Source organism: Enterococcus sp. (genome assembly GCF_032555305.1).
In the GTDB taxonomy this organism is placed as follows: Bacteria; Bacillota; Bacilli; order Lactobacillales; family Enterococcaceae; genus Enterococcus_A.
The window spans coordinates 1-24,566 of record NZ_JAWGOQ010000023.1 but is presented as its reverse complement, the minus strand read 5'-3'; the positions used below and the strand labels follow the sequence as shown (position 1 = coordinate 24,566).

General features: G+C 42.1%; 20 protein-coding genes, 7 tRNA genes, 1 riboswitch and 1 other annotated feature. Of the genes, 9 read left to right on the top strand and 18 right to left on the bottom strand.

Features of this window, described 5'->3' with window-relative positions; translation table 11 throughout:
* The first annotated feature begins 26 nt into the window (after positions 1-26).
* The 4 genes from E6139_RS15795 (at position 27) to E6139_RS15780 (ending at position 3,855) form a co-directional block, all read left to right on the top strand.
* Complete coding sequence (locus E6139_RS15795) at positions 27-731, top strand: ABC transporter ATP-binding protein (RefSeq protein ID WP_316404128.1); 705 nt, start codon at positions 27-29, stop codon at positions 729-731.
* A complete protein-coding gene (locus E6139_RS15790) occupies positions 731-2,932 on the top strand; it encodes an ABC transporter permease (RefSeq protein ID WP_316404127.1) in 2,202 nt (733 codons plus the stop codon). Before E6139_RS15795 ends, E6139_RS15790 begins: the two co-directional genes overlap by 1 nt.
* A 74-nt stretch (positions 2,933-3,006) precedes the next feature.
* A complete protein-coding gene (locus tag E6139_RS15785; protein WP_316404126.1) occupies positions 3,007-3,597 on the top strand; it encodes a TetR/AcrR family transcriptional regulator in 591 nt (196 codons plus the stop codon).
* A gap of 75 nt (positions 3,598-3,672) precedes the next feature.
* A complete protein-coding gene (locus tag E6139_RS15780; protein ID WP_316404125.1) occupies positions 3,673-3,855 on the top strand; it encodes a hypothetical protein in 183 nt (60 codons plus the stop codon).
* A 51-nt stretch (positions 3,856-3,906) separates the two neighbouring features.
* On the opposite strand, the gene E6139_RS15775 is transcribed toward E6139_RS15780, so the two are convergent.
* The 3 genes from E6139_RS15775 to E6139_RS15765 form a co-directional block, all read right to left on the bottom strand.
* Complete coding sequence (locus E6139_RS15775; protein ID WP_316404124.1) at positions 3,907-5,046, bottom strand: serine hydrolase domain-containing protein; 1,140 nt, start codon at positions 5,044-5,046, stop codon at positions 3,907-3,909.
* A gap of 187 nt (positions 5,047-5,233) precedes the next feature.
* On the bottom strand, positions 5,234-5,575 hold the full coding sequence (locus E6139_RS15770; protein ID WP_316404123.1) for a YlbF family regulator: 342 nt from the start codon (positions 5,573-5,575) through the stop codon (positions 5,234-5,236).
* A gap of 69 nt (positions 5,576-5,644) precedes the next feature.
* On the bottom strand, positions 5,645-7,846 hold the full coding sequence (locus E6139_RS15765; RefSeq protein WP_316404122.1) for a PBP1A family penicillin-binding protein: 2,202 nt from the start codon (positions 7,844-7,846) through the stop codon (positions 5,645-5,647).
* A gap of 321 nt (positions 7,847-8,167) precedes the next feature.
* Between E6139_RS15765 and E6139_RS15760 the strand changes: the two genes are divergently transcribed.
* The gene (locus E6139_RS15760; RefSeq protein ID WP_316404120.1) at positions 8,168-9,022 is read left to right on the top strand and encodes an RluA family pseudouridine synthase; all 855 of its coding nucleotides are present in this window, start codon (positions 8,168-8,170) and stop codon (positions 9,020-9,022) included.
* A 121-nt stretch (positions 9,023-9,143) separates the two neighbouring features.
* On the opposite strand, the gene E6139_RS15755 is transcribed toward E6139_RS15760, so the two are convergent.
* From E6139_RS15755 to E6139_RS15745, 3 genes are all read right to left on the bottom strand, one after another.
* The gene (locus E6139_RS15755) at positions 9,144-9,806 is read right to left on the bottom strand and encodes a LysM domain-containing protein (protein ID WP_316404119.1); all 663 of its coding nucleotides are present in this window, start codon (positions 9,804-9,806) and stop codon (positions 9,144-9,146) included.
* 110 nt (positions 9,807-9,916) lie between these two features.
* Positions 9,917-10,237 carry a hypothetical protein gene (locus E6139_RS15750; RefSeq protein ID WP_316404117.1) on the bottom strand — a complete coding sequence of 107 codons (321 nt, stop codon included), beginning with the start codon at positions 10,235-10,237 and terminating at the stop codon, positions 9,917-9,919.
* The gene (locus E6139_RS15745; RefSeq protein ID WP_316404116.1) at positions 10,210-11,847 is read right to left on the bottom strand and encodes a polysaccharide biosynthesis protein; all 1,638 of its coding nucleotides are present in this window, start codon (positions 11,845-11,847) and stop codon (positions 10,210-10,212) included. Before E6139_RS15745 ends, E6139_RS15750 begins: the two co-directional genes overlap by 28 nt.
* A gap of 127 nt (positions 11,848-11,974) precedes the next feature.
* Here E6139_RS15745 and E6139_RS15740 point away from each other — a divergent pair, with 127 nt between their 5' ends.
* Positions 11,975-13,471, top strand: a complete 1,497-nt coding sequence (locus E6139_RS15740; RefSeq protein ID WP_316404115.1) for a UDP-N-acetylmuramoyl-L-alanyl-D-glutamate--L-lysine ligase — start codon at positions 11,975-11,977, stop codon at positions 13,469-13,471.
* Between the two features lie 11 nt (positions 13,472-13,482).
* Here E6139_RS15740 and E6139_RS15735 read toward each other — a convergent pair whose 3' ends face one another.
* Both E6139_RS15735 and leuS read right to left on the bottom strand, forming a co-directional pair.
* Positions 13,483-14,382 carry an NAD(P)H-dependent flavin oxidoreductase gene (locus E6139_RS15735; RefSeq protein WP_316404114.1) on the bottom strand — a complete coding sequence of 300 codons (900 nt, stop codon included), beginning with the start codon at positions 14,380-14,382 and terminating at the stop codon, positions 13,483-13,485.
* Positions 14,383-14,955: 573 nt separating this feature from the next.
* The gene (gene leuS / locus E6139_RS15730; RefSeq protein WP_316404112.1) at positions 14,956-17,469 is read right to left on the bottom strand and encodes a leucine--tRNA ligase; all 2,514 of its coding nucleotides are present in this window, start codon (positions 17,467-17,469) and stop codon (positions 14,956-14,958) included.
* Positions 17,470-17,537: 68 nt separating this feature from the next.
* Positions 17,538-17,729: a binding site (T-box leader), on the bottom strand.
* Between the two features lie 151 nt (positions 17,730-17,880).
* Between leuS and E6139_RS15725 the strand changes: the two genes are divergently transcribed.
* Genes E6139_RS15725 through E6139_RS15715 form a run of 3 tightly spaced genes read left to right on the top strand, consistent with a single transcriptional unit; the run spans position 17,881 to position 20,056 of the window.
* Positions 17,881-18,537 carry a phosphatase PAP2 family protein gene (locus tag E6139_RS15725; RefSeq protein WP_316404111.1) on the top strand — a complete coding sequence of 219 codons (657 nt, stop codon included), beginning with the start codon at positions 17,881-17,883 and terminating at the stop codon, positions 18,535-18,537.
* Positions 18,538-19,518: a TIGR01212 family radical SAM protein gene (locus E6139_RS15720; protein ID WP_316404109.1), complete on the top strand. Its 981-nt coding sequence runs from the start codon at positions 18,538-18,540 to the stop codon at positions 19,516-19,518.
* A complete protein-coding gene (locus E6139_RS15715; RefSeq protein WP_316404108.1) occupies positions 19,493-20,056 on the top strand; it encodes a class I SAM-dependent methyltransferase in 564 nt (187 codons plus the stop codon). Before E6139_RS15720 ends, E6139_RS15715 begins: the two co-directional genes overlap by 26 nt.
* 11 nt (positions 20,057-20,067) lie before the next feature.
* Here E6139_RS15715 and E6139_RS15710 read toward each other — a convergent pair whose 3' ends face one another.
* From E6139_RS15710 to E6139_RS15665, 10 genes are all read right to left on the bottom strand, one after another.
* Positions 20,068-20,856, bottom strand: a complete 789-nt coding sequence (locus tag E6139_RS15710; protein ID WP_316404106.1) for an alpha/beta hydrolase family protein — start codon at positions 20,854-20,856, stop codon at positions 20,068-20,070.
* 22 nt (positions 20,857-20,878) lie between these two features.
* Complete coding sequence (locus tag E6139_RS15705) at positions 20,879-22,357, bottom strand: MDR family MFS transporter (RefSeq protein ID WP_316404105.1); 1,479 nt, start codon at positions 22,355-22,357, stop codon at positions 20,879-20,881.
* A 160-nt stretch (positions 22,358-22,517) separates the two neighbouring features.
* Positions 22,518-23,708 carry a methionine adenosyltransferase gene (gene metK / locus E6139_RS15700; protein ID WP_316404104.1) on the bottom strand — a complete coding sequence of 397 codons (1,191 nt, stop codon included), beginning with the start codon at positions 23,706-23,708 and terminating at the stop codon, positions 22,518-22,520.
* A riboswitch (SMK box riboswitch) is annotated at positions 23,706-23,789 on the bottom strand. (Overlaps the previous gene by 3 nt.)
* A 112-nt stretch (positions 23,790-23,901) precedes the next feature.
* Positions 23,902-23,973: transfer RNA gene (locus E6139_RS15695), tRNA-Glu, on the bottom strand.
* A gap of 14 nt (positions 23,974-23,987) precedes the next feature.
* Positions 23,988-24,075: transfer RNA gene (locus E6139_RS15690), tRNA-Ser, on the bottom strand.
* A gap of 23 nt (positions 24,076-24,098) precedes the next feature.
* Positions 24,099-24,172, bottom strand: a tRNA-Ile gene (locus E6139_RS15685).
* 16 nt (positions 24,173-24,188) lie between these two features.
* Positions 24,189-24,259, bottom strand: a tRNA-Gly gene (locus tag E6139_RS15680).
* Between the two features lie 8 nt (positions 24,260-24,267).
* Positions 24,268-24,340, bottom strand: a tRNA-Phe gene (locus E6139_RS15675).
* Between the two features lie 5 nt (positions 24,341-24,345).
* Positions 24,346-24,418: transfer RNA gene (locus E6139_RS15670), tRNA-Asp, on the bottom strand.
* Positions 24,419-24,438: 20 nt separating this feature from the next.
* Positions 24,439-24,512: transfer RNA gene (locus E6139_RS15665), tRNA-Met, on the bottom strand.
* Positions 24,513-24,566 lie beyond the last annotated feature (54 nt).

The following is a 24,566-nucleotide window of genomic DNA, read 5'->3' as shown; positions in this document are numbered from 1 at the left end:
CATTATAAGAATATGGAGGTGTTAAAATGACTACTTTTCAAATCAAAAATTTGTCAAAAATCTATGGCTCAGATGAGTCCAAAGTCGTCGCGCTGGATAATGTTTCTTTGATGATTCCTAAAAATCGATTCCTTGTGATTTTGGGCGAGAGCGGATCAGGTAAATCAACCTTATTGAATATGATCGGCTGCATGGACAAACCTACTTCAGGAAAAATTCTCTTTGAAGGGCAAGATCTCACCCAGCTTTCTAAGGCGCAAATGACTGAATTTCGCAAAAATAAAATCGGCTTTGTTTTCCAAAGCTATAATTTGTTGCCAGACCTGAGTGCTTTGGAAAACGTAGAATTCTCAACTGAACTGGTCAGTAAATCGAAGAACGAAGCAGAACAGGCGTTGGCGGCCGTCGGACTAAAGGATCGAATCACTCACTTTCCCGGTGAATTATCCGGTGGCGAACAGCAACGCGTTTCAATTGCTCGGGCGATCGCAAAAAAGCCGGAAATCTTACTTTGTGATGAGCCAACCGGAGCTTTAGATTTCGAGACTGGTATTAAGATTTTAGAGGTCTTAAAAGAAATCCAATCCGCCACTGAGAACACCGTCATCTTTATTACCCACAACAAAGAGATCGCTAAAATTGCTGATACGGTCATTCGGCTACGCAGCGGAAAAATCTTGTCTATCGAGGAGAACCTCTCTCCCTTAGCACCTACGGAGGTGGAATGGTAATGAAACTTCTAACTTCTCTTTCTTTTCGTAAAATGAAAACGAATCTTCCGCAAATGCTTGGCATGGGGCTGCTGATCGCTATCGCTGCCATGTTCTTTACTACTCTATTCACCTTCAAAACCATCTATGAAGAAGAAATGACTACTCTTTTTCGGCAGCAAAATTATGCAGATGTTACCCTGACAGGAAGTTTTACTGATGGTGGGCAAAACGAGCTAATGAATGATCAACGCTTTTCGGCCGTTGAAGGGCGGACTGTTCAGGATTTTAGAAGCGGTGAAAAAACCATTCGTCTGATCTCTCTTTCAACCAAACTGAACCAAGTAATCTTAGAAAAAGGACATCTACCTAAAACAAAATCAGAATGCGTAATCATCAGTCAGTATGCGCACAAAAACAAACTAGAATTGAAGGATACTCTGACTGTTAACCAACAAAAGTTGGAAATAGTCGGCATTGTCCGTTCCCCAGAATATGTCTATTATTCTCAAAGTGAACGCTCCTTTTCTGCCGACCCAAAGAAATTTGCGGTCGTCTTTGTCACAAAAGATTTCTTTCCTTTCACGAATCAGCTTCTGTTAGCCAGCCCGAAGAAGATAAGGGAAAAAGATGTAAAAAAACTACTTGATTATCAATCCTTTACTCCTCAAAAGGATCAAATCAACTATCAAATGTACGAAGGTGATCTGGAACAGTTTGTTTCTTTTGCTTATATCTTCCCAACTATTTTTTGGTTATTGTCTTTCGGAATCATTTTTATCATCCTAAGACGGACATTGTTAAAGGAACATAAGCAGATTGGGATACTGAAGGCCTTAGGAACCAACAATTTTTCAATCATCACTCTTTATACCAGACAATTTTTTCTGTTGGGCTTTTTCAGTTCGCTAATCGGCTGTTTACTAAGCTACCCGATCACCGAACTATTATTCCGTGTCTTCAGTACAATGATTGAGCTTCCAACCTTATCCTATCATTTTGAATTTCGCTACTGGGCAATCACGATTTTGATATCCACGCTTGGCTGCGGTCTATTTGCCTTGAGCTCCATGCTGGACATTTTACAAGAGTACCCAGCGATTTCGATGAAACAACGGGTTCCCAAAATAAAAAAGAGAAGCAGCACACGTCTGTTCCACTCATTCTCATTTAACACCCGTTATGCTTTTGCCACTTCCTTAAGAAATAAAGGACGTTTTCTGCTAATGGTGCTAGGCATGGCTGCTTCAACGGGACTACTGCTTTTCTCGTTGGGCTTTAATGATTCCATCAGCGGAGTAGCCGATAATTATTTCAAGACATTTGCTGACTACGACTTAGTTGCCCAGCTGTCAGCTCCTATCCCAATCGATCATAATATGAGGGATGAGATTCACGGAATCGATCAACAGGACCCTGCCCTTCAATTGACCGGAAAAATCAAAAAAGAGGATTACCCATTGATCATTACCCAATCAACGGTCTCAACGCTGAATTTGCCGACGAAAAAGCTTGATCAAGGATTGGTGATTCCAGACTATTACGCTAAAAAATGGCATGTGAAGGTTGGAGATCAACTAACAGTCAATGATCGTAAAGCGACTATTTCTGCTATCATCCCGCTGAGTATGGGGTTAGCCGTGTATACTTCTTACGATTACGCCAGTTCGCTGTTCAGCGATTTGCCTGAAGTTTACAATACCGTCTATTTGACCGCTGACAAGCCAAACAAAGTAATTGATCAATTAAAGAAAAAGCAGTTTTTTTATATGACTGCTGAGGAAGATCGAGAAGCCTTTAATTCCTTGTTGGAGAACATGGGGATCTTGATTATTTTACTGGTGATCTGTTCGGTGATTTTAGGTGTTACCGTGATTTTCTGTCTGAACCTAATGAATTTAACGATTCGGGAATTCGAGTACATGTTCATGAACATCATGGGCTACTCTAAACGTCTAATCTTGCAAGCCATTAATAAGGAAAATCTGCTGCAGCTTCTACTAGCCATTCCCTTAGGTTTTGTGCTCGGCAGTCAATTATTAGAAGTCATCAAGGATCAATTTTCCCAGAACAGCTTTGCTATGCAGCCAAATATTAAGATAGAATCATTTATTCTGACAGCTGTGATCATAATCTTTATCAGCAGTCTGCGTTTGTTGATATCGAATCAATATATTGATCGTTTGGACATCGTTGAAGGATTAAAAGTTCAAGATGAATAGCTCATTCTCGACTTTCAGTATATAATTACCACAGAACAGTATTTACTGAAGGACTAGTGAAGGGGTGTCAGCAGTTGCCGCGAGAATTAACGCCAGAGGAAAAAGCCCGCAACAAACAGATGTTGTTGGATAAAGGACGCACTTTAGTTTATCAATATGGCATCAAAAAAGTCAGCGTAGATGATGTGGTAGTCTCCGCAGGCATCGCAAAAGGATCGTTTTACCACTATTTTTCATCTAAAGACGACTTCATTTATGAGATCATTTATCAAATTCACCGAGAGCTGTTTGGCGGATTGAAAATTGTTGCAGAACGTATCAAGCCATTCGCTTCTCATGAACGAAGGCAAACAATCAAAGCCTTTTCTGACCAGTTCTTTTCTTCAAAAGATATGACCTTTTTCGTAAAGGAGCAGCAGGAAGTGCACAACTTTCTCATGCGCTATTCGAAAGAAAAAATGGTTGAGCTAGAAGAATTCGAAGTTCAAAACTATCGTACTTTTTTTGACATTTTGGAGATCAAAGAAAAACAGCCAGAGATTGTCCAGAATTATGTTCATTTGTTGGGCTTTGGAATGTTCCACCAAGAGATGATGATCGAAAGCCATCTGACTGAAACGGTCCATATCATGTTGGATGGTTTGATGGATTATTTGGAGCTTTGATTTTCGAGTAATAATTCTCGTCAAATCAGCGAAAATCATTTAAACTATGGCTGTAAAAGGGGAGGTTACTTGTATATGAACACAGATGAACTCATCAAGAAAGCCAAGGATTTAATGAACGAAGGTAACATTGAAAAGGCCAAGGAATTTATTGAGGACCATAAAGATGAATTAGGTGATTACTACGATAAAGCCAAGGTCTTATTGAAGTCTGAGAAATTTGACGGTTTGATGGATCAATTCAAAAAATTCTTTTAACCAAAAAAGTTAGAGATGCTGCTCATGCGAGTAAGCCTCTCTAACTTTTTTTTATGCCATCTGATTAAGCATCCCATAAATAGCATCGGCCGTTTGTCCTAATGACTGCACTTGATTCGTATTGGCCAATAAAATAATATCGGTCAAACCGGTATGTGTAAATGTATTAATCGTATTGAATCCGCCCAAGACGCCATGGCTGGAATAACTGCCGGGATTAACATAAAAGCCCATTCCATAGGTTGAGTCACTACCACTCGTCATCATCTTGTTTTTTTCGACTTCATTAATCAATTTCCCCTGCATCAATGCCTGATCAAATAAATAGAAATCAGTCGCAGTCGTATAAATATCACCCGCTCCGAATAATTGTGAAAGATTCGGCAGCTGCGCTTTTTCGATTTGACCATTTTTCTCTTTATAGCTCTCTGAGAGATTCTCCACTGCAGCATCGTTTTTAAAGAAGCCTGTATTCTGCATATTGGCTGCTTCAAAAATGTGCTCTTGAATATACTCCTGCGCATCTTGCTTGCTGACAAGTTGCAGGATATAAGCCAACACTGCATAGTTACTATCCGAATAATGCCAAGTTCCTATGGTTGAATCGCTGCCTGCCGCTTCAATTTCTTGAATGATCTGTTGAGGAAGTATTTCTTTACTCCCCTCTGTTCGTCCCGTCAATCCACTAGTATGATTGAGCAGATTTTTCAATGTGATTTGCTGACCATTGGGAAAATCTTTGATATATTTCGCAACAGGATCTTCAATTTTTATTTTCCCTGCCTGCTCTAATTGCAAAATCGCAGTCGCGATGATTGCCTTTTGTGCTGAGCCGATATAATATCGGGTGTTCGGAGTATTTTTAATCTGCTTTTCCTGATTAGCCAAACCGTATGATTGATTCAAAATCACTTTACCTTTACGAACTACTAAAGCAGTCCCTGAAAAATGCTGACCAATCAAATAGTTCTCCAACTCTTGATTGGTGGTCACTGGTAAACTAACTGGTGCTTTCTTTTCTGGCTTCACTTCAACTTTCTCAGTTGATGTAGTCTTAGTAATTGTAGTTGATTCGGTTGTAGATTCTGATGTTTTTGTAGCTTGAAACGTTTGTGAGTGCACATACCAAGCCAGCAAACAGGTCACTAACAGCAGCAGTATGCCGCTGCCTCCAATAACAATCTTTTTCATTTTATTCTCGCCATCCTTATGGCTTGAAGTATAGCAATTTTTAAGGAAAAAAACTGTTTATTTTTTCCTATCTTACATTATTGTTCGTTCGCATGCGATTTCTCTGTTCGTGCTAAAGCGCGAAGAGAGACTCGCAAAAAAAAACTGAACCAATCAGAATTGGCTCAGTCTTCTTCGTCTTATTTTATTAACCTTCGTACAATTCACGAATTGGTGTCATGATGATGCGGTTCAAGTCATTGATGATCACGCTAAAGGCTTGTTCCTTCACCATTAATTCGTTGATCAACTCTTCTTGTTGAACCTTTTCAGCTAATGCTTGAGCTTGGGCAGCATCTTCATCACTGAAGTCTTCCCCGCGCATTTGTTTTTCTTGCAAGCTTTGTTGGAAAGCTTGGAAGTCTTTGAATGCCGCATATGCTGTGTCATTTTTCTTTAGTTCCGCAAAAGCTTCTTCTAAAGATTTAAATTCTGGTAGTTCGCGGATTTCACGTTCCAATCCGTTCGCTGAATCGTAAATGTTTGCCATTTTTTTATTCCCTCATTTTCTATAAAAGTTACTTTTCTATTGTAACATGAATGGAAACGGGTTCACACCCTAATTTCCTGGTTGGTATTGCTGCCACAATTCTTGGGCCTTGTCCTTCAGTTTATTTGCGCCTTCTTTGGCTTTCTCGAAGAAATTCGCTGCCCCTTCACTGGCCTTGCCACCAATATCCTTCAGCTCTTCCCGCCATTTGCTGGAATCGCCATTTTGCGCGCCTTGATTGACTTCATCAGCCGCTACAACTTTACCACCTGTGACATAGGCATCTGCAACCTCAAAGGAGTATTGTCCGGCATAAGGCAGGATTGATTCAGCTTCCGCCCTAAAGACCTGTCCGACTTCTGAACCACTTGTCCCACTTAAATAATGCGTCTCACTAACCTTTTCAAAACCTAACCAAGTTGAGATCACGATATTCGGTGTATAACCAATGATCCATTGGTCGTTGACCTTATTCGCATCGAAGTTCGTTTCCGTCGTACCAGTTTTACCAGCAACGGTAAATCCAGCGGGAGCAGCTTGAGTCGCTGTTCCGTTAGAAAAGGTTCCTAGTAACATGCTGGTCATTTCGTTGGCTACTTCTTTTGAAATCACCTGCTCATATTTCGGTGAACTATTATCTTCAATCACAGCTCCGGTTGAATCAATGATTTTCGTAATCAAATGCGGATCGTACATTTTCCCCTCATTGGCAAAAGCACCATAAGCTGCCGCCATCCTCAACGGTGAGGTTCCTTTTTCCAGACCACCTAGTGCCAATCCATAATACTTATCTGATTTGCTTAATGGAATGCCAAACTCTTCGGCTTTGTTGTAGCCTTTGCTTAATCCCATCTCATGTAATAACCAGACCGCCGGCAGGTTCAAGCTTTGTGCTACGGCTTGATACATCGGCACTTCTCCTTGAAAGGTACCATCATAGTTTTTCGCTTCATAATAAGATTGCGGTTCATCCTTTAAAATACTATCCGGCTTGTATCCTGATTCTAGCGCCGAAGAATAGACACTTAATGGTTTCATTGTAGAACCCGGTGAACGCCGCATTTGTGTTGCAAAATTGTAGCTGCGGAAGATATGCTCACCACGACGGCCTACTAACGCTTGCACACCACCAGTTTTTGGATCGAGTGCAACAGAGGCTGACTGTGGCATTGCTCCATCCGCAGCATTTGCTGGGAAGTTCGCATTGTTATCATAGACGGCTTCCATTTGCTTTTGGTAATCCTGATCCAACGAGGTATAGATTTTATACCCCTTGTTTAATAAATCTTTCTCAGACATGCCGTAACGCTCGACAGCTTCATCAATAACCGCATCGAAGTATGAAGGATAACGGTATCCAGCATCTGCTGAAGAATACGTATCATTCAACAGAGAGCCCAGATCAACAGCCTTTTCCTGAGCCTCTTGTTCTTTAGACAATTTGCCGTTTTCTACCATGACCGAAAGAACTGTATCGCGTCGATTTACCGCATTTTCCAAATTATCGATCGGGTTGTAGATACTTGGCCCTTTCAGCATCCCAACGATGGTTGCTGCTTCTCCGATCGTTACTTGACTGGCATCCACACCGAAATACTTTCTAGATGCATCTTGAACGCCCCAGACACCATTGCCGAAGTATGCATTGTTCAAATACATCGTCAAAATCTGATCTTTATCATATTTCTTCTCGATCTCGATCGCCATAAAGATTTCTTTGGCTTTCCGTTCCAAGGTCTGATCAAGACTCAAATAGGCATTTTTCGCTAGCTGCTGGGTCAAGGTACTTCCCCCGCCGGTAATATGACCGGAAGTGAGCAATCCTAATGCCGCTCGCGCGATCCCCTTAATATCAAATCCATGGTGATTGTAAAAGTTGCGATCCTCTGTCGAAACCACCGCGTCTTTTAGATACGGTGAAATCTGATCGCTCTCTACATAATTTCCCTTTTGCCCGTACAAGGAGCCAGCCTGTTCATTCTTCTCGTCATAGATGACGGTCGATTGCTTCAAGCTGGATTGCAGCGTCCCAACATTGACCGATTTTGCCAAGAAAAAGAGATAGACACTCATAACTAAGACACCAACGAGTGTTAATAAGAGCAAGATTTTATTGATATGATATTTTTTCCAAATACGTTTGCGCCAGTGGTGGAAACGAATCAAGTATGGTTTGATCCATTGCCAAAAAGTTTTTGTTCCACTGCGGAACTTTTGCCAAAAAACTTTTGCGCCACTTTTAAATTTGCGCCAAATTTCCTGAAAATCCATTTTTTGGTCTCCATTCTATACAAAATTCAGACACAGTGTATCACAAAGCGCCTAATCAAAGCTTGGGTCTTGAGACCGATACACACTTGGGAGTATTTTAGCATGGCAGCTCAAGGAAAAGCTGATTTTTTTCTTAAATATCCGTTAAAAGTGATACAATAAGCCGGATGGCAGCCTTTCTAAAAATCATTTAGCCAAAATAATAATACCACCCATTTATTTTGCAGATATAGATAAATTGGGGAAAAGATAATAATTTAAAACTAATCATACTATTTGAGTAGTTGGACAGCGAAACATCAAATAAAAAGGAGCAATTCAATGAAATTCACTATGACTTTGCCTGATCAAACAGCTGAAATGACGATCAAAGATTTATTGGAACGTGAGTGGCTAGTGCCTCGCAAAGTTCGTCACTTTATTCGGACACGCAAAGGGATCAAAATAAATGGTGAAGTTTGTCATTTTCAATCCCAAGTCCATCCCGGAGACGTTATAACTGTTACGATCGAGGCAAGTGATTATCCTGAACGAAACATCCTGCTGGGAGATAAAACGAAAATCTCTGTTCTTTATGAAGATGAACACTTGATTATTGTGAATAAGCCGCAGGGCATGAAGACTCATCCAAATCAACCAGATGAACAAGATACTTTGCTGAATCATTTAGCTGACTATTTAGCACCGGATGCTCAGCCCCATGTTGTTCATCGCTTAGACAAAGAGACTAGCGGTGCTATTCTATTCGCTAAAAATCCTTTCGTCCTTCCAATTCTCGGTCGCTTACTAGAACAAAAAAAGATCTATCGTCGTTATCAAGCGATTGTTCACGGGACAATTAAAAAGGATTTGACGATCAATAAAAAAATCGGACGGGACCGACATGATCGTCGCAAAAGGCGGATCGATCCAAAAGGCGGCAAGCCGGCAGTTACTCATGTGACTGTCGCAAAACATTTAGCAAATCAAACAGCGGTTTTTTGCCAACTAGATACCGGCAGGACACATCAAATTCGCGTACACTTGGCTAGTATTGGCCACCCGCTTATCGGCGATCCCTTATATAGCAAAAATCCCTATGGTCGCTTGATGCTCCACGCCTACGAGCTACATCTGTACCATCCCTTCACTAATCAAAAAATTGCCGTTCATGCGTTGCCGGGATTATGGGATTAACAACAAAACCAGCCGAGACAGATCAATTCCTGTTTTGACTGGTTTTGTTGTTTAGATGCGAAAAGTAATCCAATAAAAAAAGAGGACCACATTTTGATCCTCTTTGTTGCTATTCTGTATCCTAGTACCAGCCGTTTGCTTGCCAGAAAGCTTGTGCGCCTTCCCATGAGCCATAACGTGAAGTTACATATTGATCAGCTACGCGTTCTTGGTTTGCTTCTGAGTAATCACCATTTAAGTATGAAGCTGATAATTGGTAACGTCCGATGTATTGACCGTTCGTTGCTGAATAAGAGCCGCCTGATTCTTTTTGCGCAATCCATTCTTTCGCTGAAGATGTTGCTGCTGGTGCAGCTGCAGGAGCTGTTTCTTGAACAGGAGCTGCTTGTTGTACTGGAGCTGCTTGAGCTTGTTGCACAGGTGCTGCTTCTTGAACAGGTGCTGCTTGTTGTTGAGCAGGCGCTGTTTGCTGCGCAGGTGCTTCCTTAGCGTATTCTTTCACGTATAAAGTTGTTTCTTCCTTAGGTGCTTCCTCAGTTTTAGCAACTTCATTAATTGTTAATTGTTGACCTGCGTAGATCATGTCCACGTCAGAAATTTTATTCGCTTTAGCAATTGTGTCTACTAAGCTGTCGTTACCAGCAAACTTGTGAGAGATTTTTGATAAAGTATCTCCTGATTGAACAGTATACGTTTCTGAAGCATGCGCATCTGTAGCTCCCATCGCTAAACCTGCACCTGCTGCTAATACTGTACTAAAAAGAAATGTTTTCCCTAATTTCATTATGTAACTTCCTCCGATTTTTCGTATGTGTTTTATCTTCTGTCTTTTGACTACGAGAGTTACTTTACCATCCTTTTGTATTTCATGGGTAATATTAATGTAACAGTTCATTACAATAACATAAAACTATGTAACAAAACTCCAAGTAGTGTGTCATTTTGAAATATATTACTTTTACTATCATTAAGCAAAACCTTGCTATAATCGTGTTTTGATAAATGTAACTGTTTTATTATTGTATTACAAAAATTATCTTTAGAAACATTGACATCTTTTTGTAAAGAAATCGATAAAGATTTTCTTATTCTTTTTGAATTATTTTGCAAATAATTTTTACAGTTTTTGAATTCAAATGATTGTTTATAACAAAAAAATACTCCTACTCTAAGAGCAGAAGTATCATTTATTTGATTCTTAGCTGTCGGCGCCATTTTCTAGCCTGCGGTCCGACTAATTTATCTACTAATCGAATTTTTAAACTGAGATAAAAATAAACGAAGCCGCCAGCTCCCGCGGTTAATAAGCAAATGGCTAATGCCGACCAACGAGAAGACGGATCAAGCACAAGATAACTCACCTGACGCACGATCACAGCGACTACCAGCATCAGCAACGTTAAAATCAAAATCAACACACACCGTCGAAAGGCCAGCTGATAATTTGCACGAACGGCTCTTCGCAGTTTCCAGAGGCACAATCCGCAAGTCAGGCTCAACCCGATAAAGGTTGCAGCTAGCGGGCCATAAACCTCCAATAATTCAATCAACGGGATTTGGATCACCGCTTTTAATATAAGTCCTGCCAGCCAATATCTTACCGCAATGCGGCTATGAGAGATTCCCTGCAGCGTCGTGGAGAGCATCATGAACAAGGCTGATACTAGCCCCGCCCAACAGGCTGCAACTAACACGCGACTACCCAGAACATCGGCAGAATAAAAGACAGTATTCAACGGATAAGCCAATAAAATCATCCCAAAAATAGCTGGAAGCATTATGAAAGCAAAAAGTTGAATGTTCGTGTTGACTAGCTTAGCCAGTTCTGGTCGACGCCCTTGAGTGAAAAGCTCTGTCAGCATCGGCAAACTTGTCAAAGCAAGAGAAGTTCCCAACGCAACGACCACCATGGTCAGCTTATCAGGATTTGCACTGAACAACGCATAGAGATCCACCAATTGCTCGTGACTGTAATTTGTATTGGCATTCATCGTGTGGATGAAGGTCATTTGATCGATCAATTTGTAGAAGGTGATTCCGCTGCCAAGTAAGATGAAGGGAATCGCTTGGCGAACCGTTTCAAATAATAATTTCTTCGTATCGATCGTCGCTTTATTTAAACTTTGCTTCACCTGCAGGTCACTGCGTTTACGGTCTTTGAACCAATAAAAGAGCAACACGCCATAGGAGCCGATCATTCCGACTGAAGCAGCGAAGGTCGATTGAATCACCGCACTTAAATAATCCCCCTTCATGACCTTCATAATAATGAAGACACTTAAGAGCATGTACAAGACCCGAAGCGCCTGTTCGACTAATTGTGAGATCGCTGAAGGCCGCATATCCTGCTGCCCTTGAAAATACCCTCGCAAGACACTCATACAGGGAAAAGCAATCACCGCGATGCTCAATGCTTGGATCACGGGGATTAAGGCACGTCCGCCTCCGGATAAGCTTGCTAGCAATGGGGCAGAAAAAAACATGACCCCGCCGAAGACGATCCCTAGAATCGCTGTTGCTTGCAAAGCTTTGATAAAGACACGGCGGCTCGTTCCATATTCCCCCATTGAATTGTAACGGGCGATCTGCTTTGCGATCGCCCCAGGCAATCCAGCAGTGGAAATCATCATAAACAATGCGTAAAACGTGTAGCCCATATTGAATAGCCCATTGGCCGCACGGGCGTTTTCCCCCATCCAGGCATACCACGGGATAATGTAGATCGCACCTAGCAGTCGCGAAAAAATTGTTCCAATCGACATCCATGCCGAGCCTTGGATCATTTTTTCCTGATAGTCCAGATCGCTTGGTCGTGTCTCTTTCATGGGCTCCTCCTTCAAAAAATCACTACTCTTATAGTAAAGCTAAATCGTCCATCTGACAATCACTCTTTACTTTTTCTCTTACAAAGCTATGCTATAATAGCCTAGACTATATATTGGAGGTCTCAACATGCTGACACTTACCCAAATTCAACAAATTCTTGAAAAAGAAAATCTGCTGCGGGAGTTTATCACGCCGACTCATTGGACGCTGGCTGCTCCTTTTGACAAAAACTTTCAAAAAATCTCTTACGATTCACGTAAAGTGGATGCTGAAACACTATTTTTCTGTAAAGGCAATAATTTTCAGCAACGCTATTTAGAACAAGCGTTGACTGAAGGCTTGACCTGTTACATCGCCGAACAGCCCTATGAGGTCTCGGCCGAATTAGCAATCATCGTGACAGACATTCGCAAAGCATTGGCTGTTCTGAGCATGGCTTTTTACGATTATCCGCAAGAAAAGCTGAAACTGATTGGAATCACTGGAACGAAGGGCAAAACAACTGTCGCTTATTTCACGAAGAAAATCTTGGATATCGCGACAGATAAAAAGACCGCACTCTTATCAACATTAAATACGACCTTGGATGGCGTAACCTTCTTCAAATCAAAACTGACAACGCCGGAATCGCTAGACCTGTATCGAATGATGGCAGAAGCCGTGAACAACGGGATGACTCACCTAGTTATGGAAGTCTCTTCTCAAGCCTATAAAGTCGCCCGTGTTTATGGATTGACCTTTGATGTCGGAATTTTTCTGAATATCTCCCCCGACCATATCGGACCGATCGAGCACCCAACTTTTGAAGATTACTTCTATTGTAAAAGACAATTAGTGGCGAATTCTCGTCAAGTCATTTTGCAGCACGAGATTGACCATTTTGATCTTTTACAGGAAATGGCGGAAAAGCAAAACATTCCCGTCCTCACATACGGAAATGCGCAGGCAGATTATCAGGTGCAGCCTTTAGAGCACCCGTTAGCCTTTGCTTTAACAACTTCACATGATCGTTTCAAGTTGAATGGTGACTATGAGATTTTATTAGCTGGCGACTTCAACAAAGAAAACGCTGCAGCAGCTTTACTCGCCAGTGCTCTCGTGGGTGCCGATCAAGAAGCTGGTCGCAAAGGGTTAGCCGAAGCATTAGTTCCCGGACGCATGAACCTTTTATTGAAACCAAACGGTGCTCACATTTACGTAGACTATGCCCATAATTATTTAAGCATGAAATCATTACTGGCTTTCGCTAAAGAACAGCATCCAGATGGTGAGATTCTCGTCATCACCGGCTCTACTGGAAACAAAGCGGAATCCCGCCGTGAAGGGCTAGGCCAAGCAATCGGAGAGTACGCTGATGTGGCTATCCTGACCAGTGATGATCCTAACTATGAAGATCCGCAAAAAATTGCTGATGAGATCCAAGCAAGTATTCAAAATGATCATGTACGTGTGCATTTTGAATTTGACCGCAAAAAAGCCGTCAAGGAAGCCATCCAAAATGCTGCACCAAATGATGCAATCATTTTAGCTGGCAAAGGAACCGACAAATACATGACGGTCAACGGCGAAAACCTGCCATACGAAGGCGACTACCACTTAGCAGAGGAATTTATTAAAGACTAACGGCAATCCCGTTAGTCTATTTTTATACTCTGACTGATCGCTTCAGCCTCAGCATACATCGCTTCGATCAAAGCTTTTGCTGGTCTCAAATGCGTAAACAATCCAGCAATCTGACCGGATATGACAAATCCTTGATCAACAAATCCCTCATCCGCTGCCCGTTTTAACGCCTCTAAAGAAAAAGCATCACTAGATTCTTCATTTGTTAAGGTATTTTTCAATCCGCGAACTGCTCCGCCATGAGCTTTATGGAGCACCACCGTCGCGGTATCATCTGCCTGCAGAATCGCTTGCTGATAATTTTCATGGATCGGACATTCTGCTGCTGTCAGAAAAGCTGTTCCCAACTGAACGCCTCGTGCCCCTAATGCAAAAGCTGCCGCCATTCCGCGACCATCACCGATACCTCCAGCGGCGATTACAGGAATGTTCACCGCTTGAGCCACTTGTGGAATCAACGCCATAGTCGTAGTTGTTCCAATATGGCCACCGGCTTCCATTCCTTCCGCGATCACTCCGTCTACCCCCAAGTGCTCCATTTTTTGTGCAATCTTTACTGATGGAACTACTGGAAAAACTTTGATATCCGTTTTTTTCAAGCGATCCATATAAGCCTTCGGCGTTCCTGCTCCAGTAGTCACGATTTTGACACCTTCTGTAACCAATACATCGATTTGCTCTGAAATATTATCCATCTGCAGCATTAAATTCACAGCGAAAGGTTTGTCTGTTCTTTTATTGGTCTCACGAATTTGTTCCCGCAGTTCTTCACCTGTTAAACCACTGGCTGCGATGATTCCCAAGCCGCCTGCCTCAGAGACAGCACTTACCAACGGATAACGAGCAATATGAGTCATTGCTCCCTGCAAAATTGGATACTGGATACCTAACAGTTCGGTGATTGATTTCATCACTAAGTCCTTCTTTCCTTTTTTAATATCCTAGCATATTTAGCGTACCATCTCAGTAGCATTGACCAAAATTTGTCTTTCATTTGTTTAGATTCCGGTGATTTTTTAAACTGATACACAGCTATTCTCAAACTAAATAACTTCTAAATCTCTAGAGTTCTACCAATTTGCAATTTCAAAAAAACCTTACTCAATAACAAACTGCAAAAAGCCTAACTCGCAGCTAGCTCCTGAGCTAAAGTAATCATTTTCTCAAAAACCGAGAAAATGATTTTATTCTCGTACGCATATCATCAAACTAAACAACTCGCCCTATATTTACAATCATGTCTACTTGAAAACATCTCATCTGCAATAAATTGCAAAAAGTTTGACTGACAGCTAGCTCATTGTATTTGAAATCATTTTTCAAAAAAGCTGAAAAATGAGTCTATTTTCGTACGCATACGATTAGGCTAGACTGTTTGTCTATCAATTTGTTAAAAATCTGTAAATACGGTTCAAACTCAACAAACTGCAAAAAGCCTAACTCGCAAAAAATAGCTCCGCAATTATTATTGCGGAGCATCCAAACTAGTTGGCAACAATATTGACTAATTTATTTGGAACAACAATCACTTTACGGACTGTCTTTCCTTCGATATTGCGCTGGATGTGTTCGTCGGCCATCGCCAACTTCTCTAACTCATCTTTAGCAAGGTCAACTGCTACCATGACTTTAGAACGAACTTTTCCGTTCACCTGCAGAATGACCTCAATCTCGCTCTCGATCAACGCTTCTTCATCATAGGTTGGCCAAGCAACGTATGAAAGGCCGCCTTCATGTCCTAAGATCGCCCAAAGCTCTTCTGCAATATGCGGTGCGATCGGTGCTAATAACTGTACGAAGCCTTCCACATATTCATAAGTCAATGCTTCTGCCTTATACGCATCATTCACGAAGACCATCAATTGAGAAATCGCGGTGTTCAAATGCAGATTCTCCATGTCTTCTGTCACTTTTTTGACCGTTTGATTGTAGACTTTTGTCAAGGATCCATCGTTAAAGGTCGTGATATGATCACGCATCTTGCCTTCTTCATCAACGATCAGACGCCAAACGCGATCCAAGAATTTACGTGAGCCTTCAAGTCCGTTCTCACTCCAAGGAATTTGAGCGTCCAAAGGTCCCATGAACATTTCGTACATCCGTAATGTATCTGCACCATACTTATCTACGACATCATCTGGATTAACCACATTTTTCAATGATTTACTCATTTTCGCAGGCGCTTCTTCTAGTTCTTCGCCTGTTTCAATACTAAACCATTTGCCATCGCGTTTTTCCACCATATTTGTTGGCACTAGCGCACCACGACTATCGCGGAAGCTTTGGCCTAAGATCATGCCTTGATTGTAAAGCTTTTGGAATGGTTCGTTCGTTGGGACGACACCGATATCATACAAGAATTTATGCCAGAAACGAACATACAATAAATGCAGCACCGCATGCTCTGCTCCGCCGATATAAAGATCGACTGGCATCCAACGTTCCAATTTTTCATAATCCGCCAACGCTTCTTTGTTATGTGGATCGATAAAGCGCAAGTAATACCATGAGCTGCCTGCCCATTGCGGCATTGTATTGGTTTCGCGACGGCCTTTTTTACCAGTAATCGGATCAACCACATTGACCCACTCTTCGATGTTCGCTAATGGCGATTCGCCTGTGCCGCTTGGTTTTATATCTGTTGTCTTTGGTAATTCTAAAGGCAACTCATAATCAGGTACCAAACCAGTCGTACCGTCTTCCCAATGAATCACAGGGATTGGTTCACCCCAATACCGTTGACGAGAGAACAACCAGTCACGCAAGCGATAGCTGATTTCTTTCTTCCCACATTCGTGCTCTTCTAACCAAGCCACCATTTTATCGATGGCATCTTGTTTGTTCAGACCATCTAAAAATTCAGAATTGATGTGTGCCCCGTCACCAGTGAAGGCTTCGTTTTCGACATCGCCGCCTTCAAGGACCGGAATGATCGGCAAGCCAAAGGTTTTCGCAAACTCATAATCTCGTTCGTCATGGGCAGGAACCGCCATGATTGCACCTGTTCCGTAAGAAGCTAAGACGTAATCCCCGATCCAAATCGGCATTTTTTCACCATTGGCCGGATTAATGGCGTATGCACCAGTGAAGACGCCTGTTTTTTCTTTCGCTAAATCAGTCCGATTCAGTTCTGATTTTTTTGAAGCTTCTTCAATGTATGCATCCACCGCCGCTTTTTGTTCAGGCGTCGTAATTTTTTGCACCAATTCTAGTTCCGGTGCCAATACTGCATACGTTGCACCAAATAATGTATCTGGACGCGTGGTGAAAACAGTAAATGTTTCTTCGCTGTTTTCAATCTTAAAGCTGACATTGGCACCAATCGAACGGCCAATCCAGTTCCGTTGCATTTCTTTGATACTTTCTGGCCAATCTAGGTCTTCTAGATCATCTAATAAACGATCAGCATAAGCCGTGATTTTCAACATCCATTGACGCATCGGTTTACGGATGACATCATAGCCCCCGCGTTCGCTCTTGCCATCGATGACTTCTTCATTCGAGATGACTGTCCCTAATTCAGGTACCCAGTTCACTGGCACTTCCGCTTCATAAGCCAGGCCCTTTTCATACATCTGTTCAAAGATCCATTGTGTCCATTTATAGTAATCTGGATCTGTGGTATTCAATTCACGGTTCCAATCATAACTAAAGCCTAATGCGTTGATTTGGCGTTTGAATGTTTCAATGTTTTTCTTAGTGAACTCAGCTGGATCATTTCCTGTATCCAAGGCATATTGTTCAGCGGGTAACCCAAAAGCATCCCAGCCCATTGGATGTAAAACACTATAACCTTGTGCGCGTTTCATCCGTGAAATCACGTCAGTCGCAGTGTAGCCCTCTGGATGCCCAACGTGCAAGCCTTGTCCAGATGGGTAAGGAAACATATCTAACGCATAAAATTTTGGCTTCTCAGGATCATCTTGGGTGACAAAGACATTATGCTTTGCCCAATACTTTTGCCATTTTTTCTCAATCGCTTTGTGATCGTAACTCATGTTGTTCCTCCTAAAGTTGAATTAATCGATTTAAATACAAAAAAATCCCATGAAAGTTCTCAAAACTCTCATAGGACGTTATCAACGTGGTACCACCTATTTTTATCTGCCAAAGGACAGACCTCAAAAGAAATAACGGTCTTTAACCGGATCGTTCGATCATGCTCCAAGGTAAGTTCGAATGTCTCGCATACACACTCTCAGCACCGTGCGCTCTCTGAAATGCGTTCCTTTCTACTACTCCTCTTCCAAGCAATAATATTCAAAGTAGTTTCATCTTAGCAGATTCCAAAATATTATTCAATTGAATTCCTCTATTGAGAAGCTTTTAAGAAATCATTGAATAAATGGTCCCTTGGGTGAAACATGATATAATACTTCTGTTTAGAAAGGATGAATCAGGAGAAAACAATGAAAAATAAATCAATCTATCAATTAATCGGCAGCTTCACTTTGCTGTTTTTTGCGGCGCTTTGTTATATCGTGCGTTTTTATCCAAATACGCTAGCCGGATTTGATCGCGGAATCATTCATGCAGTCCATCAGCTCCATCCACAAATGAACGGTTATTTTTTATGGGTAACAAAATTTGCCAACCCTATCACCGTCATCATTTTGTCGGTGGTATTTGTCGGTCTGTTCTATTTCAATAAACAAAAGATCACTGCTCTCTGGTTAGCGATCAGTATGGCATTAGTAAGCGGACTTGGAAATCATCTGTTGAAACTGTTCTTCCATCGAGAACGGCCAACGATCTTGACTCATATGGTGACAGAACACAGCTTTAGTTTCCCCAGTGGACACGCGACAGCCAGTACCTTGCTATACGGCACGCTGATTTTCGTTATGGCACTATTCTTTAAGGAAAAAACACCGCGCTTGATTGCCCAGATCGTTGTTGGAGTATTGATTCTCAGCATTGTGATCAGCCGGATCTATCTTGGGGTTCATTACCCAAGCGATGTCCTTGGCGGGATGCTTTTCGGAAGCAGCTGGCTATTGTTCACATACCCGTATTACAAAGAAAAAAAATTAGTTTACGATCTAAAAACGATTAGGAGAAAATAAATGGCTTTTCAATATAGTGACGACCAAACCAAACGCTATCACTCTTGGAATTATGCGTTACGTCAGGAATTTGGCGGAAAAATCTTTAAAGTTCCGGTGGATGGCGGTTTTGATTGTCCCAACCGTGACGGCACGGCTGCCCATGGCGGCTGTACCTTTTGCAGCGTCTCTGGTTCCGGCGATATGATCGTGGCTCCAAGTGATCCGCTGCCTCAACAGTTCCATAAAGAAATCGACATGATGCATCAAAAATGGCCTCACGTTGATCAATACATCGTCTATTTTCAAAACTTTACCAATACACACGCTCCTGTGGAAGTAATCCGCGAACGTTTCGAACAAGTCGTTAATCTCCCTGGTGTGGTTGGCTTATCCGTGGGTACCCGTCCCGATTGCTTGCCGCCGGAAGTCGTGGAGTATTTAGCCGAATTAAATCAGCGTTTATATCTATGGGTAGAACTTGGTCTGCAAACGACCTACGAGAGTACTAGTGACATGATTAATCGCGCCCATGATTATCCGACTTACGTTGATGCGGTCGCGCGTCTACGCAAACATGATATCAATGTTTGTACTCATTTGATCAACGGTTTGCCAGGTGAGTCGTTAGACATGATGCGGGAGAATGTTCGCCGAACGATTTTGGACTCTGACATTCAAGGAATCAAACTGCATCTATTGCATTTAATGCGCAATACGAAGATGCTAAGAGATTACGCAGAAGGTCGTCTTCAATTAATGAGCAAAGACGATTATGTCTCTGTTATCTGTGATCAGTTAGAGATGATTCCCCAAGAGATCATTATTCATCGCTTGACTGGTGACGCGCCATGGGACTCACTGATTGGTCCGATGTGGAGCTTGAAAAAATGGGAAGTCTTGAATGCGATTGATCAAGAATTGATCCGCCGAGATTCCTATCAAGGAAAATTCGCTGTGAGAAAGGAATTTGACCATGCTGCTAACCGCTCTGCGTTATAGTCATCAATTGCTGAAGGAAATCGTGAGCGAAGGCGACCACGTGATTGACGCTACGATGGGCAACGGCAATGACACGTTATTTCTAGCGGAACTCGTTGGCGAAACAGGTCAGGTCTATGCGTTTGATATCCAAGAGCAAGCCCTGCAAAATACGCGTGAGAAAATCGCTGATTATAAAGAACGTACAACATTATTTCTTGCCGGTCATGAAACAATCGAAGAAAAAATCGCCGCGGATCAGCCCATCAAAGCCGCGATTTTCAATCTTGGTTATTTACCAAAAAGCGACAAACAAATCATCACCTTACCTGAAACGACTAAACAGGCGATGCAAGCCATTTTGAAACGTCTGACTACTGGCGGACGAATGATTATCGTAATTTATTATGGTCATGAGGGCGGCGAAGCAGAAAAAAATGAAGTAATCGATTTCTGTCAAAAATTACCACAAGAGGAATTTCGTGTGCTGAATTATCAATTTATCAATCAGAGAAATAGTCCGCCAATTTTATTGTGTGTAGAAAAAAAGAGTGACTGATCAAAAATTGATCAGTCACTCTTTTCATTAAACCATTCCAATACTCGCTTAATCCAGGTATCCCAGAAGAGCCAATCATGTTTCCCAGGGCCTTCTTCAAAGGTCACATCAAGCTTCTTTTGTTTCATCTTATGAGCCATATATTGGCTGGCAGGATACAAATCATCCTCTGTTCCGCATGCTAAGAAAAAGCGCGGAGCTGCCTTTCCACTCTCCACTAGTTCATCCAGCAGCCGCAGCGGATCATTCTTTGAGCCCTTAATCTGATCTAAGGGACCAAATATCCCTTGCCAATAGGCTTCATTTCGCACCAATAACAAACTGTCTACATCGGATAAAACGACAGCCCCTGATAAGGATGCAACAGCCGCAAAATTCTCTGGCTTCGCTAAGCCTAATTTTAATGCTCCATAACCACCCATTGATAAGCCAGCGGCAAATGTTTTCTCCCGCTTACATGTCAACTGTGGAAACAGCTCGTGAACAATCGTCGGCAGTTCCTCTGAAACAAATGTCCAATAGTTCATATCATAAGTCGTATCGGTATAAAACCCAAGATCAGTGGAGGGCATCACCACCGCCATCTGATACTCAGCCACATATCGTTCAATCGATGTCCGACGCTCCCAGACACTATGATTGCCGCCCATACCATGCAATAAATACAAGACTGGTACATCTTCTGTCATACCAGCTGTTTCTGTTCCAATCTTCTTATGGGTTGTCTGCGGCAAGATCACATTCATTGCCACTTCCATTTGCAAAACATTCGAATACACATTTACCTGTAAAAAAGCCATTCAGCGAGATCCTCCAGTTCTTTTATTCTTCGTTAAGTTTAACACTTCTCGCTTGTTTGCCAACCATAAAGCTAAAAATCAATGCGAAAATAATCAATAGCAGTCCAGCAAAATAGACCCAATGAAGACTATCAAAAAGAATTTTGCGTAATTCTGCCCGCAATCCCGATTCAATCTGTAATGCTGTGTGAGGATTAATCAGACGATTCATAATATCCAAGTTAGCAATTCCAGCATTGGTTAATTGATGTCCATTCGCGATGTTTAAGATGATCCCAAAAAGTGAAACCATGACTGTTTGTCCGATCGTCCGAGACAACGTATTAAATGAAGTCGCCACACCGATCTCTTCCTTCGATACACTGGCCTGTGCCTCCACTGTCGTAGTTGTGACAGATAACCCATAACCAATACCTAAAACTCCCATTATAATGAAGAATACCCAAAAGGGACTCTGTTGCGGCAGCATCAATAATGTTCCTCCACCAGCTAAAATAATCAGCAAGCCAGCTATAATGATTCGTTTGGCTGAATGCTTACGTAATAGTTGTCCAGATAAAAACGATCCGTACATCCAGACAATCGACATTGGTGCTAATACTAACCCGCCTATGCCAGCTGGTTTGCCTAATACCCCTTGCATCCACATAGGAATATAAACATCCAACCCCATCAAGAATCCACTGATCAAAGCAGCAACGACATTCACACTAGCAAACGTCTTATTATTGAACAAATTCAAATTAATTACCGGATCCTCTGCTCGTTTTTCTGTTCGAATAAATAGGAGCAATGAAACGATACTCGCTACAAATAACGCTGCAACAGAAATTGATAAGCCTTCATCCCCTAATAACTGAAAACCCAATAGCAGACTTACCAGCGTCAGCATTAAAAACAAGCTGCCAAGAATATCCATCTTTTTCGCTTGATGCTTCTTTTTCTCCTCAATGAAGAAGTATTGCAGCAGACCGATCAAGCCCAAACCAATCGGTACATTGATGAAAAATATCCAATGCCACCCGACCGTATCTACGATCAAACCTCCCGCCAAGGGGCCAAAAACACTTGCAACACCCCAAGCAGCACTTGTCAGACCTAGTACCTTGGCTCGCTTCTCAATATCATAAAGATCAGCGATAATCGTTAAAGAGACCGGCATGATTGCCCCAGCACCAACTCCTTGAATTCCCCGAGCAATAATCAGTGTCAGCATTTCATTGGACAGCCCGCATAGTGCTGAACCTAAGACGAATAATGAAATCCCTATAATAAAAATCGGCTTTCTACCGACTTTATCCGCTAGCTTTCCATAGATCGGTGTAATCATTGCATTTGTTAACAAATAAATCGAAAAGACCCAGTTCATGATTTCGATTCCGTGTAACGTACCAACAATCGTCGGCATAGCAGTCGTCACGATCGTTCCTTCGATCGCTGACATAAATGTCGCGATAAATATCCCCGCAGTCACAACCTTCACATTCGTTTTTCTTTTCATCTTTTCCTCCAATTTCATTTCAAATTTTTTCACTAGCATATAGTTCTAGCTTTTTTGATCACTTCAATCAACTACAAAACTACAAAAAGAGACGGTCCATCGATCAAAGATCAATAGAAACCGCCTCGTGAACTCCATAAATAATTTATGTCTGTACGATTTACACTAAATTCAAACTTTTCTTCAATGCCTCAACTTTGTCGATATGTTCCCACGGCAGATCGACATCTGTTCGACCAAAATGACCATAGGCAGCCGTATCGCTATAAATCGGCCGTAATAAATCAAGCATTTCAATAATTCCCGCTGGACGAAGGTCAAAGTTCTCGCGAATCGCACCAATCAGTGCTTCTTCAGTCACTTTCGCTGTTCCAAAGGTATTTACTGAAATAGAAACAGGTTGCGCCACACCGATCGCATAAGCAAGCTGTACTTCAACTTTATCAGCCAAACCAGCAGCAACAATATTTTTGGCAATATAACGAGCCGCATAAGAAGCTGAACGGTCGACTTTGGTTGCGTCTTTCCCAGAAAAAGCGCCGCCACCATGACGTGAATAACCACCGTAAGTATCAACGATAATTTTACGTCCAGTCAAGCCCGCATCCCCTTGAGGTCCACCAATTACAAAACGGCCTGTTGGATTGATAAAATATTTTGTTTTATCATCTAATAGTTCAGCAGGGATTTCGTGTTTGATCACTTTTTCCATAACGTCTTTTTGAATCGTTTCATTATCAACCGCATCATTGTGCTGTGTACTGATAACCACCGTATCCACACGTAATGGTTTCCCATTTTCATCATATTCTACTGTTACCTGAGATTTTGCATCCGGTCCAAAATAAGCCACTTCACCAGATTTACGCAAATCTGCCAAACGCTTCACTAAGTGATGACTCAATGAAATAGGCAACGGCATCAATTCTGGTGTTTCGTTTACCGCAAAACCAAACATCAACCCTTGGTCTCCAGCACCAATGTCATCAAGTAACTCTTCTTTGCCACGTGTTTCTAACGCATCATCCACGCCTTGTGCAATATCCGGTGATTGTTCATCAATCGCTACTAAGACAGCGACATTATCACCATCAAAGCCAAATCGTGATTCTGTATAACCAATGCGTTTAATGGTTTCACGCACCACTTTTTGGATATCTACATAAGCCGAAGTAGATATTTCTCCAAAAACTAAAACTAATCCAGTGGTTACAGACGTTTCACATGCAACTCTGGCTTTCGGATCCTTTTCCAAAATCGCATCTAAAATTGCATCACTGATTTGATCAGCAACCTTATCCGGATGTCCTTCTGAAACTGATTCAGATGTAAATAAACGACGTTCTTCCATTATAAATATTCCCCCTAATTTTTATTCGGTTACAAGGAATCTCTGAGCTTTTTCAGAGCCTATCGGGAACTTGCAACGACTCGATTATAACAGAAAAATAGCGGCTGTCACCAATAAACGACTAATAAACCTGAAAATTTACCAAAATCGATTTTCAAAGCAAAAAAAAGAGACGTTCAAAAACGTCTCAGAATGACCCGTACGGGACTCGAACCCGTGTTACCGCCGTGAAAGGGCGGTGTCTTAACCGCTTGACCAACGGGCCAATATAATAAAAAACGGAGAAGGAGGGATTTGAACCCTCGCGCCGGTTTCCCGACCTACACCCTTAGCAGGGGCGCCTCTTCAGCCACTTGAGTACTTCCCCAAAAAACCAAAAAAGATTTTTAATGGGCCTAAATGGACTCGAACCATCGACCTCACGCTTATCAGGCGTGCGCTCTAACCAGCTGAGCTATAGGCCCTTCATAAAAACTAAAAAGCGGGTGACGAGAATCGAACTCGCGACAACAGCTTGGAAGGCTGTGGTTTTACCACTAAACTACACCCGCAACTCTGATGGCGCGGGACAGAATCGAACTGCCGACACATGGAGCTTCAATCCATTGCTCTACCAACTGAGCTACCGAGCCAGAAGCGGTCCCGACGGGATTTGAACCCGCGATCTCCTGCGTGACAGGCAGGCATGTTAACCCCTACACCACGGAACCGTATTTTTTTTAGTTTTTAATTGCGGGAGCAGGATTTGAACCTACGACCTTCGGGTTATGAGCCCGACGAGCTACCAGACTGCTCCATCCCGCGATAATAATATTAAAAAGGAGGATAAGGGATTCGAACCCTTGCACGGTTTTACCC